This window comes from Mannheimia bovis (assembly GCF_014541205.1).
GTDB classification, from domain to species: domain Bacteria; phylum Pseudomonadota; class Gammaproteobacteria; order Enterobacterales; family Pasteurellaceae; genus Mannheimia; species Mannheimia bovis.
Genome location: NZ_CP061280.1, coordinates 1002665 through 1024655 on the forward strand (window position 1 = coordinate 1002665; position 21991 = coordinate 1024655).

Annotated in this window: 23 protein-coding genes and 1 riboswitch; of the genes, 14 read left to right on the forward strand and 9 right to left on the reverse strand. The window is 38.4% G+C overall.

Annotation, left to right across the window (positions count from 1 at the left end):
- Positions 1 to 65: 65 nt before the first annotated feature.
- Entirely contained in the window at positions 66 to 1049 is a 984-nt protein-coding gene (locus tag ICJ55_RS05125; protein ID WP_188157600.1) for an amidohydrolase family protein, read from the reverse strand.
- A gap of 230 nt (positions 1050 to 1279) precedes the next feature.
- Positions 1280 to 1423: riboswitch (TPP riboswitch) on the forward strand.
- Between the two features lie 42 nt (positions 1424 to 1465).
- On the opposite strand from ICJ55_RS05125, the gene thiB reads away from it, so the two are divergent.
- The 4 genes from thiB to folK all read left to right on the forward strand — a co-directional run bounded on the left by thiB (position 1466) and on the right by folK (position 5207).
- On the forward strand, positions 1466 to 2419 hold the full coding sequence (thiB, locus tag ICJ55_RS05130) for a thiamine ABC transporter substrate binding subunit (RefSeq protein WP_188157601.1): 954 nt from the start codon (positions 1466 to 1468) through the stop codon (positions 2417 to 2419).
- A gap of 236 nt (positions 2420 to 2655) precedes the next feature.
- Entirely contained in the window at positions 2656 to 3105 is a 450-nt protein-coding gene (dksA, locus tag ICJ55_RS05135) for an RNA polymerase-binding protein DksA (RefSeq protein ID WP_188157602.1), read from the forward strand.
- A 66-nt stretch (positions 3106 to 3171) separates the two neighbouring features.
- The gene (pcnB, locus tag ICJ55_RS05140) at positions 3172 to 4686 is read left to right on the forward strand and encodes a polynucleotide adenylyltransferase PcnB (RefSeq protein ID WP_188157683.1); all 1515 of its coding nucleotides are present in this window, start codon (positions 3172 to 3174) and stop codon (positions 4684 to 4686) included.
- A 47-nt stretch (positions 4687 to 4733) separates the two neighbouring features.
- Entirely contained in the window at positions 4734 to 5207 is a 474-nt protein-coding gene (folK, locus tag ICJ55_RS05145) for a 2-amino-4-hydroxy-6-hydroxymethyldihydropteridine diphosphokinase (protein WP_188157603.1), read from the forward strand.
- Here the strand turns inward: folK and ICJ55_RS05150 are convergent.
- The 3 genes from ICJ55_RS05150 to ICJ55_RS05160 are packed head-to-tail and all read right to left on the reverse strand — an operon-like array spanning position 5204 to position 8943.
- A complete protein-coding gene (locus ICJ55_RS05150) occupies positions 5204 to 5398 on the reverse strand; it encodes a YnbE family lipoprotein (RefSeq protein WP_025216848.1) in 195 nt (64 codons plus the stop codon). The two genes, folK and ICJ55_RS05150, sit on opposite strands and share 4 nt — an antisense overlap.
- Positions 5399 to 5414: 16 nt before the next feature.
- Positions 5415 to 8123 (reverse strand): YdbH family protein, encoded by a 2709-nt coding sequence (locus tag ICJ55_RS05155; RefSeq protein WP_188157604.1) that lies wholly within the window; start codon positions 8121 to 8123, stop codon positions 5415 to 5417.
- 4 nt (positions 8124 to 8127) lie between these two features.
- On the reverse strand, positions 8128 to 8943 hold the full coding sequence (locus ICJ55_RS05160; RefSeq protein WP_188157605.1) for a hypothetical protein: 816 nt from the start codon (positions 8941 to 8943) through the stop codon (positions 8128 to 8130).
- A gap of 91 nt (positions 8944 to 9034) precedes the next feature.
- On the opposite strand from ICJ55_RS05160, the gene gloA reads away from it, so the two are divergent.
- Positions 9035 to 9442, forward strand: coding sequence for a lactoylglutathione lyase (gene gloA / locus ICJ55_RS05165; protein ID WP_025236505.1), 408 nt, complete (start codon positions 9035 to 9037; stop codon positions 9440 to 9442).
- An 82-nt stretch (positions 9443 to 9524) separates the two neighbouring features.
- Entirely contained in the window at positions 9525 to 10214 is a 690-nt protein-coding gene (gene rnt / locus ICJ55_RS05170; protein ID WP_188157607.1) for a ribonuclease T, read from the forward strand.
- 136 nt (positions 10215 to 10350) lie between these two features.
- Here the strand turns inward: rnt and fis are convergent, their stop codons facing one another.
- From fis to sixA, 3 genes are all read right to left on the reverse strand, one after another.
- Complete coding sequence (fis, locus tag ICJ55_RS05175; protein ID WP_006247967.1) at positions 10351 to 10647, reverse strand: DNA-binding transcriptional regulator Fis; 297 nt, start codon at positions 10645 to 10647, stop codon at positions 10351 to 10353.
- 30 nt (positions 10648 to 10677) lie between these two features.
- Complete coding sequence (dusB, locus tag ICJ55_RS05180; RefSeq protein WP_025236500.1) at positions 10678 to 11640, reverse strand: tRNA dihydrouridine synthase DusB; 963 nt, start codon at positions 11638 to 11640, stop codon at positions 10678 to 10680.
- Positions 11641 to 11859: 219 nt separating this feature from the next.
- Positions 11860 to 12348: a phosphohistidine phosphatase SixA gene (sixA, locus tag ICJ55_RS05185; RefSeq protein ID WP_188157608.1), complete on the reverse strand. Its 489-nt coding sequence runs from the start codon at positions 12346 to 12348 to the stop codon at positions 11860 to 11862.
- 125 nt (positions 12349 to 12473) lie between these two features.
- Here sixA and pyk point away from each other — a divergent pair, with 125 nt between their 5' ends.
- The 5 genes from pyk to ICJ55_RS05210 all read left to right on the forward strand — a co-directional run bounded on the left by pyk (position 12474) and on the right by ICJ55_RS05210 (position 17692).
- Entirely contained in the window at positions 12474 to 13913 is a 1440-nt protein-coding gene (gene pyk / locus ICJ55_RS05190; RefSeq protein WP_188157609.1) for a pyruvate kinase, read from the forward strand.
- A gap of 94 nt (positions 13914 to 14007) precedes the next feature.
- Entirely contained in the window at positions 14008 to 15048 is a 1041-nt protein-coding gene (locus tag ICJ55_RS05195; protein WP_425168888.1) for a glycosyltransferase family 9 protein, read from the forward strand.
- A 37-nt stretch (positions 15049 to 15085) separates the two neighbouring features.
- Positions 15086 to 16147, forward strand: a complete 1062-nt coding sequence (locus tag ICJ55_RS05200; protein WP_188157610.1) for a 3-deoxy-7-phosphoheptulonate synthase — start codon at positions 15086 to 15088, stop codon at positions 16145 to 16147.
- Positions 16148 to 16202: 55 nt separating this feature from the next.
- Entirely contained in the window at positions 16203 to 17324 is a 1122-nt protein-coding gene (gene tyrA, locus ICJ55_RS05205) for a bifunctional chorismate mutase/prephenate dehydrogenase (RefSeq protein WP_188157611.1), read from the forward strand.
- Positions 17325 to 17344: 20 nt separating this feature from the next.
- Positions 17345 to 17692, forward strand: coding sequence for a hypothetical protein (locus ICJ55_RS05210; RefSeq protein ID WP_188157612.1), 348 nt, complete (start codon positions 17345 to 17347; stop codon positions 17690 to 17692).
- Between the two features lie 84 nt (positions 17693 to 17776).
- On the opposite strand, the gene ICJ55_RS05215 is transcribed toward ICJ55_RS05210, so the two are convergent.
- Together ICJ55_RS05215 and recF are read right to left on the reverse strand one after the other, a co-directional pair.
- Positions 17777 to 18256, reverse strand: a complete 480-nt coding sequence (locus tag ICJ55_RS05215) for a hypothetical protein (RefSeq protein ID WP_188157613.1) — start codon at positions 18254 to 18256, stop codon at positions 17777 to 17779.
- A gap of 1103 nt (positions 18257 to 19359) precedes the next feature.
- Entirely contained in the window at positions 19360 to 20454 is a 1095-nt protein-coding gene (gene recF / locus ICJ55_RS05220; RefSeq protein ID WP_188157614.1) for a DNA replication/repair protein RecF, read from the reverse strand.
- Between the two features lie 141 nt (positions 20455 to 20595).
- On the opposite strand from recF, the gene ICJ55_RS05225 reads away from it, so the two are divergent.
- The 3 genes from ICJ55_RS05225 to grxD all read left to right on the forward strand — a co-directional run bounded on the left by ICJ55_RS05225 (position 20596) and on the right by grxD (position 21941).
- Positions 20596 to 20934, forward strand: coding sequence for a YbaB/EbfC family nucleoid-associated protein (locus tag ICJ55_RS05225; RefSeq protein WP_025236489.1), 339 nt, complete (start codon positions 20596 to 20598; stop codon positions 20932 to 20934).
- Between the two features lie 6 nt (positions 20935 to 20940).
- Complete coding sequence (gene recR / locus ICJ55_RS05230; RefSeq protein ID WP_188157615.1) at positions 20941 to 21546, forward strand: recombination mediator RecR; 606 nt, start codon at positions 20941 to 20943, stop codon at positions 21544 to 21546.
- Positions 21547 to 21614: 68 nt separating this feature from the next.
- Entirely contained in the window at positions 21615 to 21941 is a 327-nt protein-coding gene (gene grxD, locus ICJ55_RS05235; protein ID WP_188157616.1) for a Grx4 family monothiol glutaredoxin, read from the forward strand.
- The last annotated feature ends 50 nt before the right edge of the window (positions 21942 to 21991 follow it).

The window sequence follows — 21991 nt, forward strand, 5'->3', positions numbered from 1 at the left end:
GATAAAAAAGAGTTAATATTTCACATATTAACTCTTTTTTATTAAATAAATAATGAAGTAGTTAACTATAAGCCCAGCACTTTTCGCCCATTGAGACTAGCAATATTTGCCATCTCTTCCAAGTTAGTGAAACGGCAGCCCGCAGAGAGTAGGCTTAGCTCTTGCCACATATCGCCTTCGCATAGTGGCACCATATAGTCGCAGATGTTATCTGTCCCCACCGCCACTGTGATGCCTTCAGGAATAAGCTCATCAGCAGGGGTTAAGGCGTTATGGAAAGGTTGTAAATCTTCTTTACGACCACTATCAATCCACGCCATTGGGCAAGCGATTACCATCATTTGGCTATCACGCATTTTTTGATATAACATTTTGCGGTAATCTTTAGGGTGAGAGCCAATGGAGATGCCGTGAATAGCGACAACACGCCCTTGCATTCCGTGTTCAACTGATTTATCACAGAGTTGCTCGGTTTCTTTTTCTTTTGGTGAGTTAAATTGATCGACGTGAACGTGCAACATTTTACCTTGTGATTTGGCAGTTTCCATTAAAATATCCATTGCTTCTAAGCCTTTGCCATAATCTAACTCATCACGGTAAGGCAAGCCACCGATGATATCCACCATTTCAGATCCAATATCAAACCACTTTTTCGCCGTTGGCTCAATCACACCTTTTAAGGTTTGGTTAGCAAATTTTAAGATAATATCGTTTTTATACACTTCACGGGCTCTGTGAGCGGCGATAATCGCTCTGTCTTCACATACCTGATCGATATCTACAAAAGTGCCGAATGCGGTTACCCCTTGTGAAATCATCAACTCAATGGCTTGAGAGAAGCGGCGGTAGTAATCTTCTACGCTTGAATTGCGTTTAACTTCATCTACCAAGTCCCATTTTTGTTGTAGATTCGCATTTTGATAAACAGTGATTTTCTCCGGTGTCATTGTAAATGCTCGATCTGCGTGAGCGTGAGCATTTACCCAGCCGCCTTTTTTAATGATTTCATCACGAATATGACCTTTTAGGGTACGAATCAACTGGCTCATTTGTTATTTTCCTCTTTAACACTCTTGCAAATTTAAGTCTGTAAAAATAATAAAAAAACAGCTACGCATCAGAAAACGATGCGTAGCTGTTTTTTAGAATTTGGTTTAAGGGATTTTATCTGTTTCATTTCTAGTTCCTTGTTGGACTAGGGCGATAGTATAATGATTTTTTGGTGAAATGGCAAACGTTTGCGAATGTTGAAATTCAGTCATAAACTTTTTAAAATAAAGTGTTCTCATTGGGGTGCAACAAGCGGTTTAATTTGCCTAAAAATTTGCAAAATTTCCGTAAAATGTGATCGCTTGTAGCTGAGAAATACCCATAGAACCTGATCTGATTAATATCAGCGTAGGGATTTGAGATAGCAAACTTGCCTCTTAAATCCTTCTATCCACTTAATTTAGAAGGACTTTTTATGAAATTGATTTTATCTTCACTGGCACTACTTACTGCTACCGCTTTTGCTAACCAACCAACACTGACAGTTTACACTTATAGTTCGTTTGCCTCTGAATATGGTCCGGCTACAAAATTAGAACAAAATTTCGAGAAAGAGTGTAACTGTGATTTAAAATTTATGCCGTTTGATAATGGCGTAACAATGTTTAACAGAGTGCGTTTAGAAGGAGAAAAAACCAAAGCTGATGTAGTGCTGGGTATTGATAATTTCTTGCAAGCTGAAGCTGAAAATTCAGGGTTGTTCACGGAATTTGAGGCAAAAACCAAATTAGAGATGAAAGATAACATCTTCTTCCCGTACGATACAGGCTCTTATGCCTTTATTTATGATAAAGAAAAATTGAAAAATCCTCCGAAAAGTTTGAAAGAGCTGGTTGAACGCCAAGACTTAAAAATTATCTATCAAGATCCAAGAACCAGTAGTGTTGGGCGTGGTTTCTTAATGTGGGTAAATCAAGTCTATGGTGATGGAGCTCCAACTGCTTGGAAAACGTTGTCAAAACATACCGTAACGGTAGGTAAGGGCTGGTCTGAAACTTATGGTGCTTTCTTGAAAGGGGAGTCGGATTTGGTTCTTAGCTATACTACATCGCCTTTATATCATAAGTGGCACGAAAATACCGATAAATATGTGGCTGCTCCGTTTGAGGAAGGGCATTTAGTTCAAGTTGAGAATGCGGCGATTGTAAAAACGACGAAACAAAAAGCATTGGCAAACCAATTCTTAGCATTTTTGCATAAGCCGGAATCACAACATATTATTTCTTATCATAATGTAATGAACCCTGTTTTAGCAGAAGGCGTTGATCCTGCTTTTGCAGAAATGCCAACCTATAAAACATTAGAATTTACCCCGCCATCTAATGAAACCATTCAAAAATGGCTCTCTGACTGGTCAAAAAGCTGGTAGTAAATAATAAGTAATGATAGCCGAATTGTGATTCGGCTATCATTTTGAGCAAATAAATCAATGTAAATGCAAAATTTTTGCAAATTTATTTGTTAGTCATTCGATTTTGTGTTATTTATAGCCGCCATTACTAAAAACCCGAAGATGTTGATTTTTTCGTATAATGTAGTTACAAGGAAGTTAGGTTGTATTCGGGATATAATTTTAACAATAAAATTCCAAACAAGGAGTAATCTATGACTGAAACGGCTAAAACCACCTCTCTTGGTTTATTAGCATTAGCAGGTGTTGAGCCTTATGAGCCGGCAAAAGATGAAGAGTATATGAATGAAGCTCAACGTGAGCATTTCAAAAAAATTCTGAAAGCCTGGCACGGTCAAATTATGGAAGAAGCAGAACGTACCAAAAGCCAGCTTCAAGAAGATATGACCAACTTTGCTGACCCTAACGATCGTGCAAGCCAAGAAGAAGAGTTTAGTTTAGAGCTTCGTAACCGTGATCGTGAACGTAAATTGTTGAAAAAAATTGAGCAAACGTTACATAAAATTCAAGAAGATGATTATGGTTTCTGTAAAACCTGTGGTGTTGAGATCGGCATCAAACGCCTAGAAGCTCGCCCAACCGCAGATTTATGTATAGATTGTAAGACATTAGCTGAAATTCGTGAGAAGCAATTAGGTTTATAAGCAAATTACATAATGCCTCTTTTACAAGAGGCATTTACTATTTAGAGGTGTATTATTTTTAATTATATTAAGTCATTATTTTCCAAACCGAAAAAGCAAGAGAAGGAAAATAAGTCAGAAGTTGAACCAAGAGCGGAGAAAACAACTAAATCTACTCGCTCTAAACGTTCAGCCCCTAAATTAGCAGAACAAAAAAGCCATAAAAAAGGCAGTAGAGGTCATCAAACTGATGTACCTTCTCATCTCCTACATAAAAAATTTACGGTAAGTGCAGCTCAATATGGGATTAGTCCGAAGGATTTCCCTAAAAATGCTCTTTCGATTGTAGATAAATTACATCTTGCCGGGTTTGAAGCCTATATTGTTGGTGGTTGTATTCGTGATCTATTACTTGAAAAAAAACCAAAAGATTTTGATATTGCCACCAATGCTCGTCCGGAAGAAATTCAACGTATTTTCGGCAGACAATGCCGCTTGATTGGTCGTCGTTTCCGCTTAGCTCACATTGTTTACGGGCGTGAAATTTTTGAGGTGGCAACCTTCCGAGCAGGGCACGCTTCCCACAGCAATGACAAAATCTCGAAAGTAAGCGATGAAGGAATGCTATTGCGTGATAATGTATACGGCACATTAAGAGACGATGCCGAACGCCGTGATTTTACCGTCAATGCGTTATATTACGATACTAAGCGTAACTTGATTTTTGATTTCTTCAACGGTATTGATGATTTACGAGCAGGCAAATTATCGCTCATTGGCGAGCCTGCAATCCGCTACCAAGAAGACCCTGTGCGTATGATCAGAGCCATTCGTTTTATGGCGAAGCTGGATATGTTCCTTGATAAAGCAACAGAAGCTCCAATTCGTGATATGGCGGTGCTTTTAACGAATATCCCGGCAGCTCGTTTGTTTGATGAATCGCTCAAATTATTACAAACAGGAGCAGGGCTAAAAACCTATCAATTATTGCGTGAATACGATTTGTGGCAATTCTTGTTCCCTGTATTAACGCCGTTTTTCACTCCGAAAGGGGATTCAAATGCTGAGCGTATGATTAATAAAGCATTAGCCTCAACAGATGAACGCATTGCGGATCAATTGCCTGTTAATCCAGCTTTCTTATTTGCTGCACTGCTTTGGTATCCATTGCGTGAAAAAATGGAACAGCTTAAAAATGAAGGTGGTTTCAACAGCCACGATGCAATGATGTTAGCGGCAAATGACATTTTGGCGGACAGCTGCAAAGCAGTTGCTCTACACCGTCGCCATACTTCGGTTATTCGTGATATTTGGGCATTACAATTCCAAATGATGAAACGAACAGGCAACCGCCCGCAACAAACGCTGGAACATATCAAATTCCGTGCAGGTTTTGACTTGTTAGTAATGCGTGCGGAGATTGAAGGTGGCGATTTAGTTGAGCTTTCAGCTTGGTGGCACGAATACCAATTCAGCAATGAGGGACAACGTGGAGAGTTATTAAAATCTGTTCGTCATTTACCGAATGTGCAGCCTGAAGCGAAGAAAAAACGCCGTCGTAGAACATTTAAGAAAAAGCACAGGGCTGCTAAAGCAGAATAATTTAATTAGGGCGGAGATATCCGCCCATTTTTACATTAAGGAAAGTGATGCAAACCGTCTATATCGCCTTAGGTTCAAACCTTGATAACCCGCTTGAACAAATCAAACAAGCGGTCGAAAAATTGAAAAAATTTGCAATTCATTTTGAGGTTAGTCCATTTTATGGCTCAAAACCTGTTGGACCGCAAGATCAGCCTGATTATGTGAATGCTGTAGCGAAATTTGAAACCGAATTATCGCCAACTGAATTGCTAGATAAGTTACAAAGCATTGAAAATGAACAGGGCAGAGTGCGTTTACGCCGTTGGGGCGAGCGGACGTTGGATTTGGATATTATTTTATACGGCAATGAGCAAATTCAAACCGAGCGTTTGAACGTGCCACATATTGAGATGAAAAATCGTGAATTCGTGATTGTGCCGATGTTTGATTTAAGCCCGAATTTGGTATTACCAACAGGGGAAAAATTAGCCGATATTTATCAACAATTTAAAGATCACCAAATGGCAACCTTTAACTAATTTTTTGTTTTATTTTCACTTTTCGTGATCACCGCACGGGATTTTTCGTCCATCTTCACATCAATGCGGTGATCTACTACTACATTCATATTAATGGTTATCCCATCAGCAGGCGTTTCGAGCTGCACTTTGGGGGTACAAGCGGTCAAATTTAGCAAAAAAATTGCAAAACAAAATGAGGCTGTTTTCATTTTTCTTCCGTTATTTTTATTCATCATCTAATTTTTGGTAGAGATAATTTTCTAGTTTTTGCTCAAATTGTGAGCTGTAGTTAATTAATTTCCACAAATCAAACATATTTTCTCGGTGATTATAGTTTAAATTCACTTTGGATTGATCTTGGTTAGACGATAATTTTAATTTTCCGTCCAACACTAAATCGCCTTTTGAGCCGACATTAATCAGACTGCGAAAATCATTAATCGTGCTTTTATCCACTAAATGTAACAAAATTTGCTCGGTGTAACCACTTTTCTTCATTTCTGAAAGCAATTCAGGGGTAAAGGTTAAATAAGAGGTTTCCGCTTGTGTAAGTAAGCCATCGCAGATGTAGCAAGGTTTGCCGCTTAGCCAAAATGGCAAGGTAGCGTTGGCTTTGCCTTTCAGATCGATTTGTTGATATTGCATAAATTGCAAAATTTTCTCAAAATCTAACCGCTCTAAATTCAGATAAGTAATTTCAGTTTGCGGTAAGGCAAAGCGTTTTACATTGAGTTTACCGCCAAATAAATTAAAGGATAATTGATTTAAATTCAATGGCTTAGATTTAGTGTAAGGGTAGTAACCATTAATTTTCATTGAGGCATTATCAAGGGCTAACTCGCCGAGTTTGATTTGTGCGACTTTGACATCAATCGGTTTTTTTACGCCGAAATGAAAGCGTCCATCTTGATAGCGGTAAGGTAGAGCAAATTCAATGCCTTTTGCCTCGCCATCTGGTAAGGATAATCCTCCGTTGCGAATGGTTAAATGCCCGCCTGCAATTAAGCCTTTTTCTGCACTGGCGGTAAATGCCGTTTCGCCACGAATTGTGCCGTTATTAATTATCCATTGGCTACGGAATGGAAAAAGAGGTTGGAAGCCTTGTGCAGACTGCTCTAGCCAATAGAGTTTACCGATAATTTGGCTGGCATCTGCGGTTAATTGGCGGCGAGCAAATAATCTAAGCGGACCAAGTTCGGTGGTATTTACTGTACCTTTGAAATTAAGATTTTCTAACTCACCGCTAAAAGCAAGTTTTGCTTGTGGTTTTGGTAGCAGCCCACCGTAATCAAACTTAATTTCAGGTGATTTGAGCTGAATAGCTCCGTCAAGCGTGAATTTTTTGATATTAAATTGTATTGTTTGGGCGTTGGTTAGCTCTGTTTTGGAAATAGTTGTGCCATCAAGCCTCACAGAGGATAAATCGCCCTTTAGTTCGTTAAGCTGCACCGTATTTTTATGCCATTGCCCTCTGCCGCTTAAATTTACTTTACTGTTAAAAGCGTTAAGATTGGAGTTTCCCCAAATTCGCCATTTCCAACTATCTTTAACGGCTTTTGGGTCTTTCGGATCTTGGAAAAAATCTAACGCTCCTGCTTTAAAATTTTGAGCTTGTCCATCTAAATGGAATTCAATATTTTTAAAGTCAGGACTTTGTCCTCGAAGAATAGCGTGTAATCGCCCGTGAATACCTTGTTTATCTATTTTGATCCCGGCAAGCGGAAAACGTAAATCTTCAATCGTTAAATAACGCTCTTTCCCTGTCAAACGAAGCAGGGAAGTGGGTAAAAACTTCAAGGTTAAATCATCGTAATTACCCTGAAAATCCAGCGGAATACTGCTGTATAAAATAAAGTTACCGTGCTTGATGTTACCCGTCAAACGTAGTGGTAAATTCAGCCCTTGTTCGGTAATTTCGCCCTCTGAATTGGAGATCACAATATTACCTTTTCCCAAACTGTTTTGGGAAAGCAAGCTGATACGAATAGCCGTTTTAAGCGGCAAAAATGGCTGGTTGGTAAAAGATTGTGGTGTAAATTTTGCTGTAACAAAGCCGTGAAGCGGAAAACGTTCGGTTAAGCTCCAGTCAAAACGCCCTTGTTTGATTTCTAGGCTTTTGCCGTCAAATAGAAAAGGAAAAGTGAGCTTATCATTTTCACTACTAAGGCTTGCCTGCCAGTTTCCTTCAAATTGTTGTTGGTCGTTTTTCTGCCAATTCAAGGTTGAATGCCCGTTTTGTAAGGCTTTGGTTGTAATGATTTCATCGGGCAGCTGCCAGTAATATTCTGCTGAAAGGGTGTGTGGAAGTGTAAGAAAATTATCTTCAATTTCAGCAGAAAATGTAAGCTTATGCTGCTCTTGTTTGCTCGGTTGGTAAGTTAAATCGGCATTCAATTTCCCATTTGTAAAAAATGCGGAAAAATCGACCGCTTGTTGAGCTAATGTAGCCTTGATTTCCCCATTAAATAGAGAAATTTTCAATGCGGTTTGTTGTTCTAACAAGTGGATAATTCTTGGGTTAAAATTCTCCGGGAGATTTTTCCAATTAAGCGAGTGGATAGTTGCTTCGCCATCAGGAATCACCGCCAGTAATGCTTTTAGCGAAGTGTTGGAATTATTTTCCGATTTGGGAAAGAGTGATAAGCAGTGGTAGTCAATGTCTAATTTTTCAACAAATAGGTGGTTTTGCTTAATCCAAGTGAAATCTGTTTTATCTGCACTAATCAGCGGGCAATCTCGATAAGAAAGTTGAAATTGTGAAACTGATGAACCTTGCCAATTTAGGTGTAACCCTTGTGGAATTTTCACTTTCCACTCTTTCGGTAAAATCCAGTTAATGGGAGTCGCAAGTTGGGTATTAGGCACACATAAAAAGGCAATCACCGCAATGAATATTGCGGTAAGTATGCCGAAAATGCGTAATACCCATTTCATAAAATCAGGCTACATTGGCGAATGGATATAAGATCGCAAGGGTTGTTGCGACACTCCAAGCGGTCGGATTTTTGATATTTTTTCCAAGTAGTAACCACGCCAGCATCAACAAAATCACAAATTGTGCAGCAAAATAAAGAATGAATGAGAGCAATGGCATCTCCGGCATAATTTGCAAATGTTGATATAACACAAATGCTGACCAGGAGTAGTTAAGTATCAAGACAATTAAGGCGGATTTTACCAATAATTTCAAGAAAACCTCTAAACGGCTTTTTGCTAACATTAAATACCAGCCGGCGAGTAAAATTCCAAGCAGCACTTGAGCAAAATTATTGGCACGAATGCCGTTAAATAGTGAAGGTAGCTCAATCCAATAAATCGCCAAATATTGAATAATGCCAATTGCCACAATACCAAAGCCACAATACATCAAAGTGTTGTAGAGCGTTTCATCTTCCGGCAAACGAAAATAGATCAAGCAAGATAAAATGGCAGCAAAACTGGCAATTGCCATTGGGTTATATTTAGGTGTGAAAGCAATCGAATAAATAAAATTTCCAACCGCAAAAATCAGTAAAAAAGGCAGAATAAAGGTTAAGCGGCTGGTTTGCCCACGACAAATCTCACCTTTCCATAATACTAAAATGGCGATGAAAGAGGTAACAAAAAACGCCAATAAATAAGGGGAGATGAAAATGGTATTATCTGGAGCAGCGTAAAAATTAAGTGCCATTTCGATAAATAACATTAACACCATCGGCAGGGCTGCGTGTGTGGCAATTTCAAGTTTTGATGGGCTGTCGTGATCGTGAGCCATAAATAATCCTAAAAAATTGAAAGAAAATGATTTTGAGCACAAATTATGCCATAATACACAAGAATTTTTAACTTCAAGGGGGAAAGAAAATATGCGAATTTTACACACAATGTTACGCGTTGGAGATTTAGAGCGTTCAATCAAATTCTATACCGAAGTGTTAGGTATGCGTTTGTTACGCAGAAGTGAGAACGAGCAATACAAGTACTCTTTAGCCTTCTTAGGCTATGCTGACGAAAGCGAAAGTGCAGTTATTGAGCTGACTTACAACTGGGGTGTGGATAGCTACGAGCTAGGTACTGCTTATGGTCATATTGCATTAGGTGTTGATGATATTTATCAAACGATTGAAGATGTGCGTGCGGCAGGTGGTAAAATTACTCGTGAGCCGGGTCCTGTATTAGGCGGCACAACGGTTATTGCCTTTGCGGAAGATCCGGATGGTTATAAAATCGAATTTATTGAAAACAAAAACGCACAAGCCGCATTAGGAAACTAATTCCTTTTATCTATTCACAAGCGGTCGGATTTGTAAAAAATTTTGCAAATCAGACCGCTTGTATTTTTAAGTTGAAATAAAAATGGAAAATATAACTGAATCTACCCCTCAATCGACTACACAACCAACGGATTATAATCTATTAAAAAATCGTTTTCGTGGTTATTTGCCCGTTGTGATTGATGTTGAAACTGCGGGGCTTAATGCTCAAACTGATGCGTTATTAGAACTGGCGGCAATTACGGTTAAAATGGACGAAAACGGCTACTTAGTGGAAGACCAAAAATGCCATTTTCACATCAAGCCGTTTGAAGGGGCGAATATTAACCCAGAGTCGCTAAAGTTTAACGGCATTGATATTGATAACCCACTGCGTGGTGCGGTGGCAGAAAATATTGCTATTCCCGAAATGTTTAAAATGGTGCGTAGAGCAATGAAAGAACAAGGCTGCCAACGTGCCGTGATTGTCGCTCACAATGCTGCGTTTGATCAGGGATTTTTACAAGCAGCGATTAAACGGATTAATGCTAAGCGTGATCCTTTCCACCCCTTTGCAATGTTCGACACCGCAACCCTTGCGGGTTTTATGTACGGGCAAACGGTGTTAGTTAAAGCCTGCCAAGCTGCTCAAATTAGCTTTGACGGACATCAAGCCCACTCTGCATTATATGACACCGAAAAAACCACAGAGTTATTTTGTGCAATGGTGAATCGTCTTAAAGATTTAGGTGGGTTTCCGCTGTTGCAAGTTGATGAGAATACAAGCAAATAACACGTTTTGCATAAAAACAATAGAACTGATAAATTTCTTGCAAATTTTTATGGAAAATTAACCGCTTGTAGAGCATAAAAAAGCTGAGTAAATTAAATTTACTCAGCTTTTTTGTAACAATTTTTAATTGTTCAGATTAACCCATACCGTATTTTTTTAATTTTTTGCGTAATGTACCACGGTTAATACCTAGCATAGTAGCAGCACGGGTTTGGTTACCACGAGTGTATTGCATCACCATATCTAACATCGGGTGTTCGATTTCAGATAATACTAATTCGTATAATTCTGTTGGATCTTCACCATTTAATTGAGATAAATAGTTTTTTAATGCTGCTTTAACGTTATCACGAAGAGGTTTATTAACCTGTTGTGCTTGTGCATTTAACATTGTTACTGTTAATGGGTTTTGTGTAGGTTGTTGTTCTAACATTTTTTTCTATCCAACTTTATTATTAAGATTCTAACGAATCGATTTAACAAAATCTTCTAATGCGTTTAATTGCTCTTTAGTTGAGCTTAACGTATTAAAAGTGCGTTTAAAATTTGATTCCGGTTGTAACTGTTCCACATACCAACCAACGTGTTTGCGAGCAATTCGATAGCCTTTTTCTTCCCCATAAAAGTGGTGTAAGTCTTCAATATGCTTAAACATCAGTTGATATTTTTCATTTTCGGGTAATGTGGAATATTGCCCGGTTTCAAAAAAATCGTTGATTTCCTTAAATAGCCAAGGATTGCCAAAACTTCCTCGCCCAATCATTACTGCATCAGCATTGGTGTAATCTAAAACAGATTTCGCTTTTTCAGCCGAAATAATATCGCCATTAGCAATAATGGGGATTGATACAGCTTGTTTAACGGCTTTGATGCTTTCATATTCCGCCTCGCCATTGAATAAACAACTGCGGGTGCGTCCGTGAATAGTAAGGGCTTTAATGCCGGCTTGTTCTGCAATTTTGGCTATTGTCAGACAATTTCTATTTTCAAGATCCCAGCCTGTTCTAATTTTTAGCGTAACAGGCACATCAACGGCATTAACCACAGCATCTAATATTTGAGCGACTAATTCAGGTTCACGCAGCAGAGCAGAGCCTGCCATTTTTTTGTTTACCTTTTTAGCGGGGCAACCCATATTAATATCAATAATATCGGCACCATACTCAACATTCACTTTTGCGGCTTCTGCCATCTCTATTGGATCTGAACCTGCAATTTGTACAGCATTAATGCCGATTTCTTCGTGATGAGCTAAACGCAATCTCGATTTTTCGGTATGCCATACATCAGGATTTGTGGACATCATTTCTGAAAACGTCAAACCTGCACCAAGTTGGCTACATAATCGGCGAAAAGGTTGGTCAGTAATACCTGCCATCGGTGCAAGGAAAATACGGTTTTTGATTTCATATTGTCCTATTTGCATTTTTAACCTTTTATTAACAAATTTGAAGTAATTTTAACCAGATGAATATCCAAATAAAAAGTACGGTAAATACCGTACTTCTTTACTAATCATTTAGTTATCAGTTTTACTGATTTAGGGGGCGTATGATACGCACTTTTTAATCATTTTGGAAGTCTATAAATTAGACAATTTGCAAAAATAGTGAAAATATTTTTATTGACAATATAAAAAATAGGGCTAGGTGTGTTTTATTTCGGTAACTTCCCCCTTATTTCCAACCCAATGAATTTCAGCAATGGTGGAAGTTGGGAATTGCACATTGCTTTGATTACTGGTTAAACGTTGGCTTAAATCAAACACTAGAGGCAAATGAGAAATCAGTAGAATATTTTTTGCCCCTTCTTCTCTTAGAAAATGGAGATAGTCTTCAACCACATAAGGATTACCATCAGGCGTAATTTCTTCCCATTCTTCAGTAAGACTTGCAAAACTTTGTGAAAAATTGACCGCTTGCATACCTGTAATGAGAGTTTCAAGGGTTTGCTTAGCACGGAGGTAAGGGCTAACCAGAATTTTGTCTAGTTTAATTTGCTTGTTGTTTAAATATTCTCCAAGCCATTTGCCTTGTGAGATGACGTTTTTTATACCATTGTCGGTTAAACTACGAGCGGCATCGTTTGGGGCATTAAAACCTGCTTCTCCGTGTCGCATAATCCAAATATTCATAACATTCTCCTTTAGTTGTATTTAAACTCTTGTGATTTAGGCGTATAATGACCCCCGTTTAATGCATAATCAAGTGCTTAGAAAGATTTTAACTTATATTTTTAAATTTATTACGGAGTCAAATAATGTCTAGAAAACTCAGAAGAACCAAGATCGTTTGTACAATGGGACCTGCAACCGACCGTGGCAATACGTTAGAAAAAATTATTGCCGCAGGTGCGAATATGGTTCGTATGAACTTCTCTCACGGTATTCCTGAAGATCATATTGAGCGTGCGAACAAGGTGCGTGAAATTGCCTCAAGATTAGGTCGTCACGTTGCTATTTTAGGTGATCTACAAGGTCCTAAAATTCGTGTTTCGACTTTTAAAGATGGCAAAATTTTCTTAAACATTGGTGACAAATTTACCTTAGATGCAGATTTACCGCGTGGCGAAGGTCATCAATATGCAGTAGGTTTAGACTATAAAAATCTACCAAATGATGTAGTACCGGGCGATATTCTGTTATTAGATGATGGTAACGTACAACTGAAAGTATTAGAGGTTGAAGGTGTTAAAGTTCATACTGAAGTAACCGTTGGTGGTCCTTTATCAAATAATAAAGGGATTAACAAATTAGGTGGTGGTTTATCAGCTCCTGCATTAACTGAAAAAGATAAAGAAGATATCAAATTAGCGGCAAAAATTGGTGTAGATTACCTAGCGGTTTCATTCCCACAATCAAGTGCGGATTTAGAATATGCTCGTCAATTAGCGAAAGAAGCAGGTTTAGATGCGAAAATCGTGGCAAAAGTCGAGCGTGCAGAAACTGTTGCTACAGAAGAAGCAATGGACGACATTATTTTAGGTGCAGATGTTGTGATGGTTGCTCGTGGCGATTTAGGCGTTGAAATTGGTGATGCGGCATTAGTTGGCGTACAAAAACGTTTAATCCGTCGTGCCCGTAAATTAAACCGTGTGGTAATCACCGCAACGCAGATGATGGAATCTATGATCAAAAAACCAATGCCTACCCGTGCAGAGGTAATGGACGTTGCGAATGCGGTGTTAGACGGTACTGATGCGGTAATGCTTTCAGGCGAAACAGCAAATGGTGATTACCCGGTTGAAACAGTAAGATCAATGGCGGAAGTGTGCTTAGGTGCAGAAACAATGCCAAGCATCAACATCTCTCGCCACCGTATGGAAGGTACATTTAAATCAATTGAAGAAGCGGTTGCAATGTCTGCAATGTACACGGCGAACCACTTAGAAGGTGTATCTGCAATTATTTCATTAACGCACTCAGGCGAAACAGCAAAATTAACCAGCCGTATCAGCTCAGGCTTACCAATTTATGCAATGTCTCGCAATCAAAAAGCATTAAATCTTTGTGCATTATATCGTGGTGTAACCCCTGTATATTACAATGAAGACAGCCGTACAATGGACGGAGCGAAAAAAGCAATCTCTTTATTAAAAGAGCAAGGTTATTTATTAACCGGTGAATTAGTGCTTTTAACGCACGGTGATGAATTAAAAGCAGGTGGAACAAACACTTGCCGTATCTTAAGAGTTGAATAATCTAGCCGATTAAAACCAAAAGCCACATAAAATACTTTATGTGGCTTTTTTTATGTCTTAATATAAGCCTACTCAATGTTTAACCTGATAAATTATGATTCCAAATAAACCACTCTCGATTTGTATTTTACGCCTCTCGGCGATTGGCGATGTGTGCCATACTTTAGCCGTTGTGCAAGCTATTCAGCGGCATTATCCTTCTGCTGAAATTACTTGGATTATCGGTAAAACTGAAGCTGCTTTAATGAAAGATATTCCTAATGTGCACTTAATTCCGTTTGATAAAAAATTAGGATGGAAAGAAATATTTACAATGTGGAGAAAACTTTCTCACAAGCGGTTTGATTTTTTACTTAATTTGCAAACTGCATTTCGAGCGTCAATGCTTTCGCTTGGCATTAAAGCCAATAAAAAAATCGGCTTTAATAAAGATAGAGCAAGAGAAATGCAATGGTTATTTACCAATCAAAAAGTCGAAATGACAAATTCTCCTCACGTTCTTGATGGGCAAATGATGTTTGCTAAAGCGATTGGTGTAACAGATTTATCGGCAAACTGGTATTTGCCTGTGAGCGATGAAGATTTAGCTTATAGCAAGCAATTCATTGATTTCAATCGAAAAAATGTGCTGATTGCCCCTTGTTCAAGTAAAAAAGAGAAAGATTGGCTGCCGGAAAGATATGCGGAAATTGCGAATTGGCTGATTGAGCAAAACATCAATGTATTAATTGCAGGTTCTCCTTCTCAATATGAAATGGAAACAGCAGATAAAATTCAGCAATTTACACCGAATTGTACGAATATTGCGGGTAAAACCACACTAAAACAATTGGCAGGCGTAATTCGTCAAGCAGATTTAGTGATTTCTTCAGACTCAGGACCTGCTCATATTGCTACTACACAGAATACGCCTGTTATCGGCTTATATGCCATTCATAACCCAAGAAGAACAGGACCTTATCAAGATTTAGATAAAGTAGTGTCTGTGTATGATGAAGCGATTTTGCAATCCTACGGTAAATCTTGGCAAGAAATGGCTTGGGCGACTAAAGCCAAAGGTAATAATTGGATGGAAAAAATCAGTGTTGATGCGGTTAAGCAAAAAATAGTTGAAACTTTAAAAATAAAACTGTAAAGTGTGTGTAATTTAAAATTTACATAAGGAAATAAAAATGAACACTGTATTTAATCAAGATAGCGTCCATAACGTTAATATTCAAGATGAAAAGGTATTACTTACCCCACAAGAATTGAAACAAGAGTTTCCTTTGCCGGAACATTTACGCAAACAAATTGAACGTTCACGCAAAGAGATCTCTGATATTATCCACAGACGTGATAAACGCCAATTAATTGTGATTGGACCTTGTTCTATTCACGATCCAATCGCCGCCATTGAATACGGCAAAAAACTTAAGGCACTTTCAGACCAAGTAAGTGATAAGCTCTACATCGTAATGCGTGTTTATTTTGAAAAACCTCGCACAACAGTAGGCTGGAAAGGTTTAATTAACGACCCTAAAATAGACGGCTCTTTTGATGTTGAAACAGGGCTGCGTATTGGGCGTAAACTCTGCCTTGATTTAGCAGAACTCGGTTTACCGCTTGCAACGGAAGCTTTAGATCCAATGACGCCACAATATCTTGCCGATTTATTCAGTTGGTCTGCGATTGGTGCAAGAACGACAGAATCGCAAACCCACCGTGAATTAGCTTCAGGTTTATCAATGGCGGTTGGCTTTAAAAACGGTACGGACGGTGGTTTAGCGGTTGCTCTGAATGCAATGCAATCTTCCGCCCAAAGTCATCGTTTTATCGGTATTAACCAAAAAGGGCAGGTAACTCTACTCAAAACAAAAGGCAATGCGGACGGACATATTATTTTACGTGGTGGCAAAACGCCAAATTATGAAAAACAATACGTTGATGACTGCGAATGGGTACTAAAACAGGCAAACTTACCTACGGCAATTATGATCGATTGTAGCCACGGCAATTCAAATAAAGACTACCGTCGCCAGCCGATTGTGGCAGAGAATGTACTGGAGCAACTATTGGCAGGTAATACGTCGATTATCGGTTTAATGATTGAAAGTAATTTACACGCGGGCAATCAGTCATCAGAATTACCGTTTAGCGAGATGAAATACGGTGTTTCCATTACTGATGCTTGCATTGACTGGCAAACGACAGAAGATCTCTTAACGAATTTTGTAGAAAAATTGCGTGATTAATCATTTGCAAAAAATTATCCAAAAATGACCGCTTGTTTTTACGTTGGTAAGAAATATGAACCCATTAGCTCCGTTACGCGAACAAATTGACCAAGTCGATCAACAACTTATTAAATTGCTGTCTCAGCGTTTGGCACTTGTGGCAGAAGTCGGGAAAGTGAAATCAGAACACGGTATTCCTGTGTATGCTCCTGATCGAGAAACTGTGATGATTGCTGCCCGCCGAGAAGAAGCAGAAAAACAAGGAATTCCTGCCGATTTGATTGAAGATGTGCTACGCCGTGTAATGCGTGAATCTTATGCCAATGAAAACAAGCACGGCTTCAAAAGAGTCAATTCTAACATTCAAAAAATCGTGATTGTTGGCGGTAAAGGGAAATTAGGGGGATTATTCGGTAATTATTTAACCTTATCCGGCTATAATGTTGAAGCATTAGGGCGTGATGATTGGGGAAATGCCAATCACATTTTAGCGAATGCAGATGTAGTCATTGTGTGTGTGCCGATTGCCAATACCTTAGAAACCATCGAGCGTTTAAAGCCCTACTTAACTGAAAATATGATTTTGGCAGATTTAACCTCGGTTAAACATCAACCACTGCAAAAAATGCTGGAAGTGCATAATGGAGCGGTAGTTGGCTTACACCCAATGTTCGGACCGGATATTGCGAGTCAAGCAAAACAAGTTATTGCTTGCTGTAATGGGCGTTACCCTGAGCGTTATGAATGGTTGATTGAACAAATGAAAATTTGGGGAGCGAAAATCGAACAGATTGAAGCAGCAGAACACGACCACGCAATGACGTATATTCAAGCGTTACGCCACTTTTCAACTTTTGTATTCGGGCTACACCTTTCCCGTCAGCCTATACAATTGTCGCAATTATTGGCGTTATCCTCTCCAATTTACCGATTAGAATTAGCGATGATCGGGCGTTTATTTGCCCAAGACGGTAGCCTATACGCAGATATTATTGCTGATAAACCGGAAAATATAGACATTATTGAATCACTCAAAGAGAGCTTTGAACAAGGTCTGGATTTCTTCAAACGTAATGATAAAGCGGCTTTTATTCAAGCTTTTGAAGAGGTGCATCATTGGTTTGGGGATTATTCCGAACAGTTCCTCAAAGAAAGCCGTATTTTGCTACAACAGGCTCACGATTCAAGAAGATAAATGTCGGTTAAGATGAAATTATGCGTTATTCTGCTTATGGGGCATATAATAATGTTTATAAGAAAAATGAAATTGTTAAAGAGAAAAACGAGCAACTAACACCTAATTTTGCATCTTTGGAAGTAATTTTACAAAAAATGAAAAATAAAGAGCCTGTAACAAGTGATGAAAAACAGTTTGCCTTAGATGAATTATCTAAACAAGGGAAATCATTAGGAGATATTAAAGAGGAATATCCGCAATTAGATAATCTTGTGGCAAAAGAACATCAGGCGGTCGCATTTAATCAAGAAAATAAAAATGAGCAAACGAAAGAGCAAGTTGCAGAAAATATATTAAATCAAAAGAGTATTGAGGTTGGAATATAATAAAAGCGGGTTTAACCCGCTTTTATTATTCTTCATATAGTTTTAAGTTTTTTAGAATTTGAGTAGAAAAATTAATTTCATTTCTTAATTGGTCAAATTCAGGTTACCTTCTATTTTTAAGAAGTAATCTAAAAATTGATATTTAAACGCTCGCTGAATGTTTTTAATTTGGGAATCATATTGGAAAAGCATTTCAGGGTTATAACCATCTAAATAAATGGTTTTACGCATTGGTTTTAAAGTTTGTAAATTTTCAATAAAGATTTTTGTCATCTTAATGATATCGCTTTCAGATTTATTTTCTTGCTTTAAGAATTTATTTAATGCTATTTCAATAAGAGTATAGGTACGAGCAGATTTCATAACGAAATTCCATTCAGGTGTCTTAATTGCTTTTCGCTCGCTATTGACGATTTCATATTGGGTTTTACCATCATTGGGGAAAGCAGGACCTTTTACCGTAATCTTACCAAATTCAGGGTCGATAAAGGTATCGCCAATTTTAGCGTGTGCGGTAGTTGTTGTGGCTAATGCAAGTAGTGCAATCGTAATAAGTTTTTTCATAATGGGCTCCATTTTTAATGGGTAATCTTTATTTTAATAAAAAAGTTTTGTGCATTTGGGAATATGGGCGGTATCTTGTTATTTGTAGGTTATTTCAATAGTTTCATTTGTTTCAGTTTTCCTTTTCTTGTTTATGACTTTAGATTTTGTTTCCTGTTTGTTTTTTCTTTCCTTTCCAATTAAATTAAATAAATTTCCAAAGAAAAATATTGAGATGTTAAGGAAGATTATTGATATGGTTTTAAGTAAAATAGATAAATTGGTCTTGTTAGTATAGGTGTTTTGGTTGTCTTGTGTTATTAATGTTTCTTGAGCGTCAATGTAGCTGTATAATCCAAACAAGAATACGATAAAAAATATACAGAAGATACTTTTTGGGGATATATCTATATTTAGTTTGTATTCTCCCATTTTTATGTAATGAAATTGTTAGCAAACAGTGTGAAATTAAAAGTAAAGATAATGTTTTACAATCAATATCTTTAAGATATTCTATAGATGTTGTGTAATTCACAAGGAGTTTATTTATTAACAGAATAGATTCTATTGCCAAGATCAATATGTTTATCCAAAATAATAGTGTTGATAGGGATTTCAGTTTTATTGGTTCCATAAATATAGTTCTCAAATAGGTCTAGATTAGAAATGTATTTTAAATCGTTTTTTTTCGTCAATATCTATTCAAAAAAATAATCAGGAGTTTTTACAAAATCTCACTAATTGCCTGCACAAAAGTCCCCTAAATGCAAGCGTTAGCAGTGGTTTTGAAAGGGTTTTAGCTTATTGGCAGATCTGCATATTGCGACTTGGTTTGTGAGAGATCCTAAAATGCTTAATTGGTGGGTAATTAAAATAGCGTTTGAATAAATTTATTTATTTTTAAATAAGGCTATTTTAATTATTATTTTTCAATAAGTGTTTTTAAAAATAAATAATAAAATAGATTTATGAATAATATATTCAATGGGGTAAATTAAGGCAGAGTAAATATAAAATTTATTTTTTATCCGCCTGATTTAATATTTCAATACCATTTATTTTAAAAATACGATTTGGAGGAACCAAATAGATGAGAGAATATTTTTACAAATTTTTGCCATAAATTAACCGCTTGCAAGTGGCTGAATATCACCGTTTTTCACTTCAAACAAGCGATCATCCGCCCTATCTTGCCACTGCATTTGATTAAGTTGATCTTGGGTAATTGCCGTAACAAACACTTGCGAGCCGTTTTCTCTTAAACGGTGGGCTAAAAGTTCACGTTTGGTTGGGTCAAGCTCTGAGGCGAAATCGTCAATCAAAAACAGGCATTGGCGTTGTTTTTGGGCGACTAAATGTTCCCCTTGTGCTAAGCGTAACGCACACATCAGTAATTTGAGTTGCCCGCGGGAAAGTACATCTTCTACCGGCAGTCCGTTCGCTTTAAAACGGAAATCCGCTTTTTGTGCCCCAATCATTGTGTAACCAATCGCTTTATCACGCTCAAAGCCTTGTGCCAGAATTTCGGCATAATCCGCTCCCTTTTCCCAACCTTGATGAAAACTTAAGCCGATTTCTAATTCAGGCAAGAAAAATTGACAGGTTTTCTCAATTTCAGGGCGGAGAGCTTCGGCATATTCCGCTCGCATTTGGCTCACTGCATAGGTGGTTTTCACCAGTTCAATATCCCACGCTTTTAGCTCTTGGTAAGAACGCGCTTGTTGCAAGGCAGAATTTCGCTGTTTTAATAAACGGCGTAGGTTAGTCCAATGGGTGTAGAAATCAGAATGTTGGTGGAACAAGCCCCAATCCAAAAAGGCTCGGCGATAGCTCGGACCGCCGTTGAGTAGCGTTAAGCCCTCAGGCGTAATCACTTGCATTGGGAGTAACTGAGCGAGATCAGCAATTTTATTGCCATCTTCGCCATTGATTTTCAGGGTAGTGTCGCCATTTCGAGATTTCTGAATGCCAACCGACCAACTATGTTGGGCTTCGTCAATTTTGCCGTGTAAGACAAAATCATCACTATCATAATTAATGATGCGGTTGCTGATATGGCTTTTAAAGGAACGCCCGTGCCCGAGATAAAAAATGGCTTCCAACAGGCTGGTTTTACCGCTGCCGTTTGAGCCGACTAAAAAGTTAAAATGGGGGCTAAATGTCAAATCGGCACTTTGGATATTGCGGAAATGATTAATCAGTAAACGGGTTAAAGCCATAAAGTGAGAATACAAGCGGTTAAAAATGAGTGGTATTTTACCAAATTTGCAAAATTTTGGGAAAAATTAACCGCTTGCAGATTAGACAAGCGTTCAGTAAAATGAACCGCTTATTTTATCGCTAAATTTAGAGGAAAAATTATGTTTGGAAAAGGCGGTTTAGGTGGCTTAGGCGGCTTAATGAAACAGGCTCAGCAAATGCAAGAGCGTATGCAAAAAATGCAAGAAGAGATCGCACAATTAGAAGTAACAGGCGAGTCTGGAGCAGGTTTGGTGAAAATAACCATTAATGGGGCACACAACTGCCGCCGTATTGAGATCGACCCATCATTAATGGAAGATGATAAAGAGATGGTGGAAGATTTAGTTGCAGCAGCGTTTAACGATGCCGTTCGCCGTGCAGAAGAAATGCAAAAAGAAAAAATGGCGAGTGTAACAGCAGGTATGCAATTACCACCGGGTATGAAATTCCCATTCTAATTGAGTATGCAAACCAGTCCTTTACTTGAAAATTTGATGGAAGCCTTACGGGCGTTGCCGGGCGTGGGCCCGAAGTCAGCACAGCGAATGGCGTATCATCTGCTCCAGCGTAATCGTTCCGGCGGTGTGGGCTTAGCCAAGGCGTTAAGCGAGGCGATGAGCCATATCGGGCATTGTCAATCTTGCCGCACTTTTACTGAGGAAGAGGAATGCACGATTTGTAAAAATCCTCGCCGTCAGATGAGCGGGCAGCTTTGTGTGGTGGAAATGCCGGAAGATATTCAGGCGATTGAGCAAACTGGGCAATTTTCAGGGCGTTATTTTGTGTTGATGGGGCATCTTTCCCCGATTGATGGCATTGGGCCTCGTGAAATTGGGCTGGATTTACTCCAACAGCGTTTGGAAAATGAATCATTCCACGAAGTGATTTTAGCCACTAATCCAACCATTGAGGGCGATGCGACGGCAAACTATATTGCTGAAATGTGTAAGATGTACAACGTAAAAGCAACTAGAATTGCACACGGAGTGCCTGTTGGGGGTTCGCTTGAAATGGTAGATGGTACGACGCTTTCCCATTCATTTGCCGGGCGACGTGATATTAGCTTTTAAAGTTATTTCGGTAAAAATGTAATTCTGATACAATTACTCAACTATTCTAAAATTGAGGTTAAACATAAATGGAAACTATCGACAAAATCAAACAACAAATCAGCGAAAACCCGATTCTACTTTATATGAAAGGTTCGCCAAAATTCCCATCTTGCGGTTTCTCTGCTCGTGCGGTGGAAGCAGTAATTAACTGCCAAGTGCCTTTCGGCTATGTGGATATTTTAGCTAATCCGGACATTCGTGCTGAATTACCAAAATTCGCAAACTGGCCGACTTTCCCACAATTATGGGTCGAGGGCGAATTAGTTGGCGGCTGCGACATCGTGTTAGAAATGTTCCAAAAAGGCGAGCTTCAAGCGTTGTTGAAAGAAACTGCAGAAAAACACGCAGCATAATTCTTTAAAGTTAATCGTTAAGGCTCTTAAGTTAATTAAGAGCCTTAATT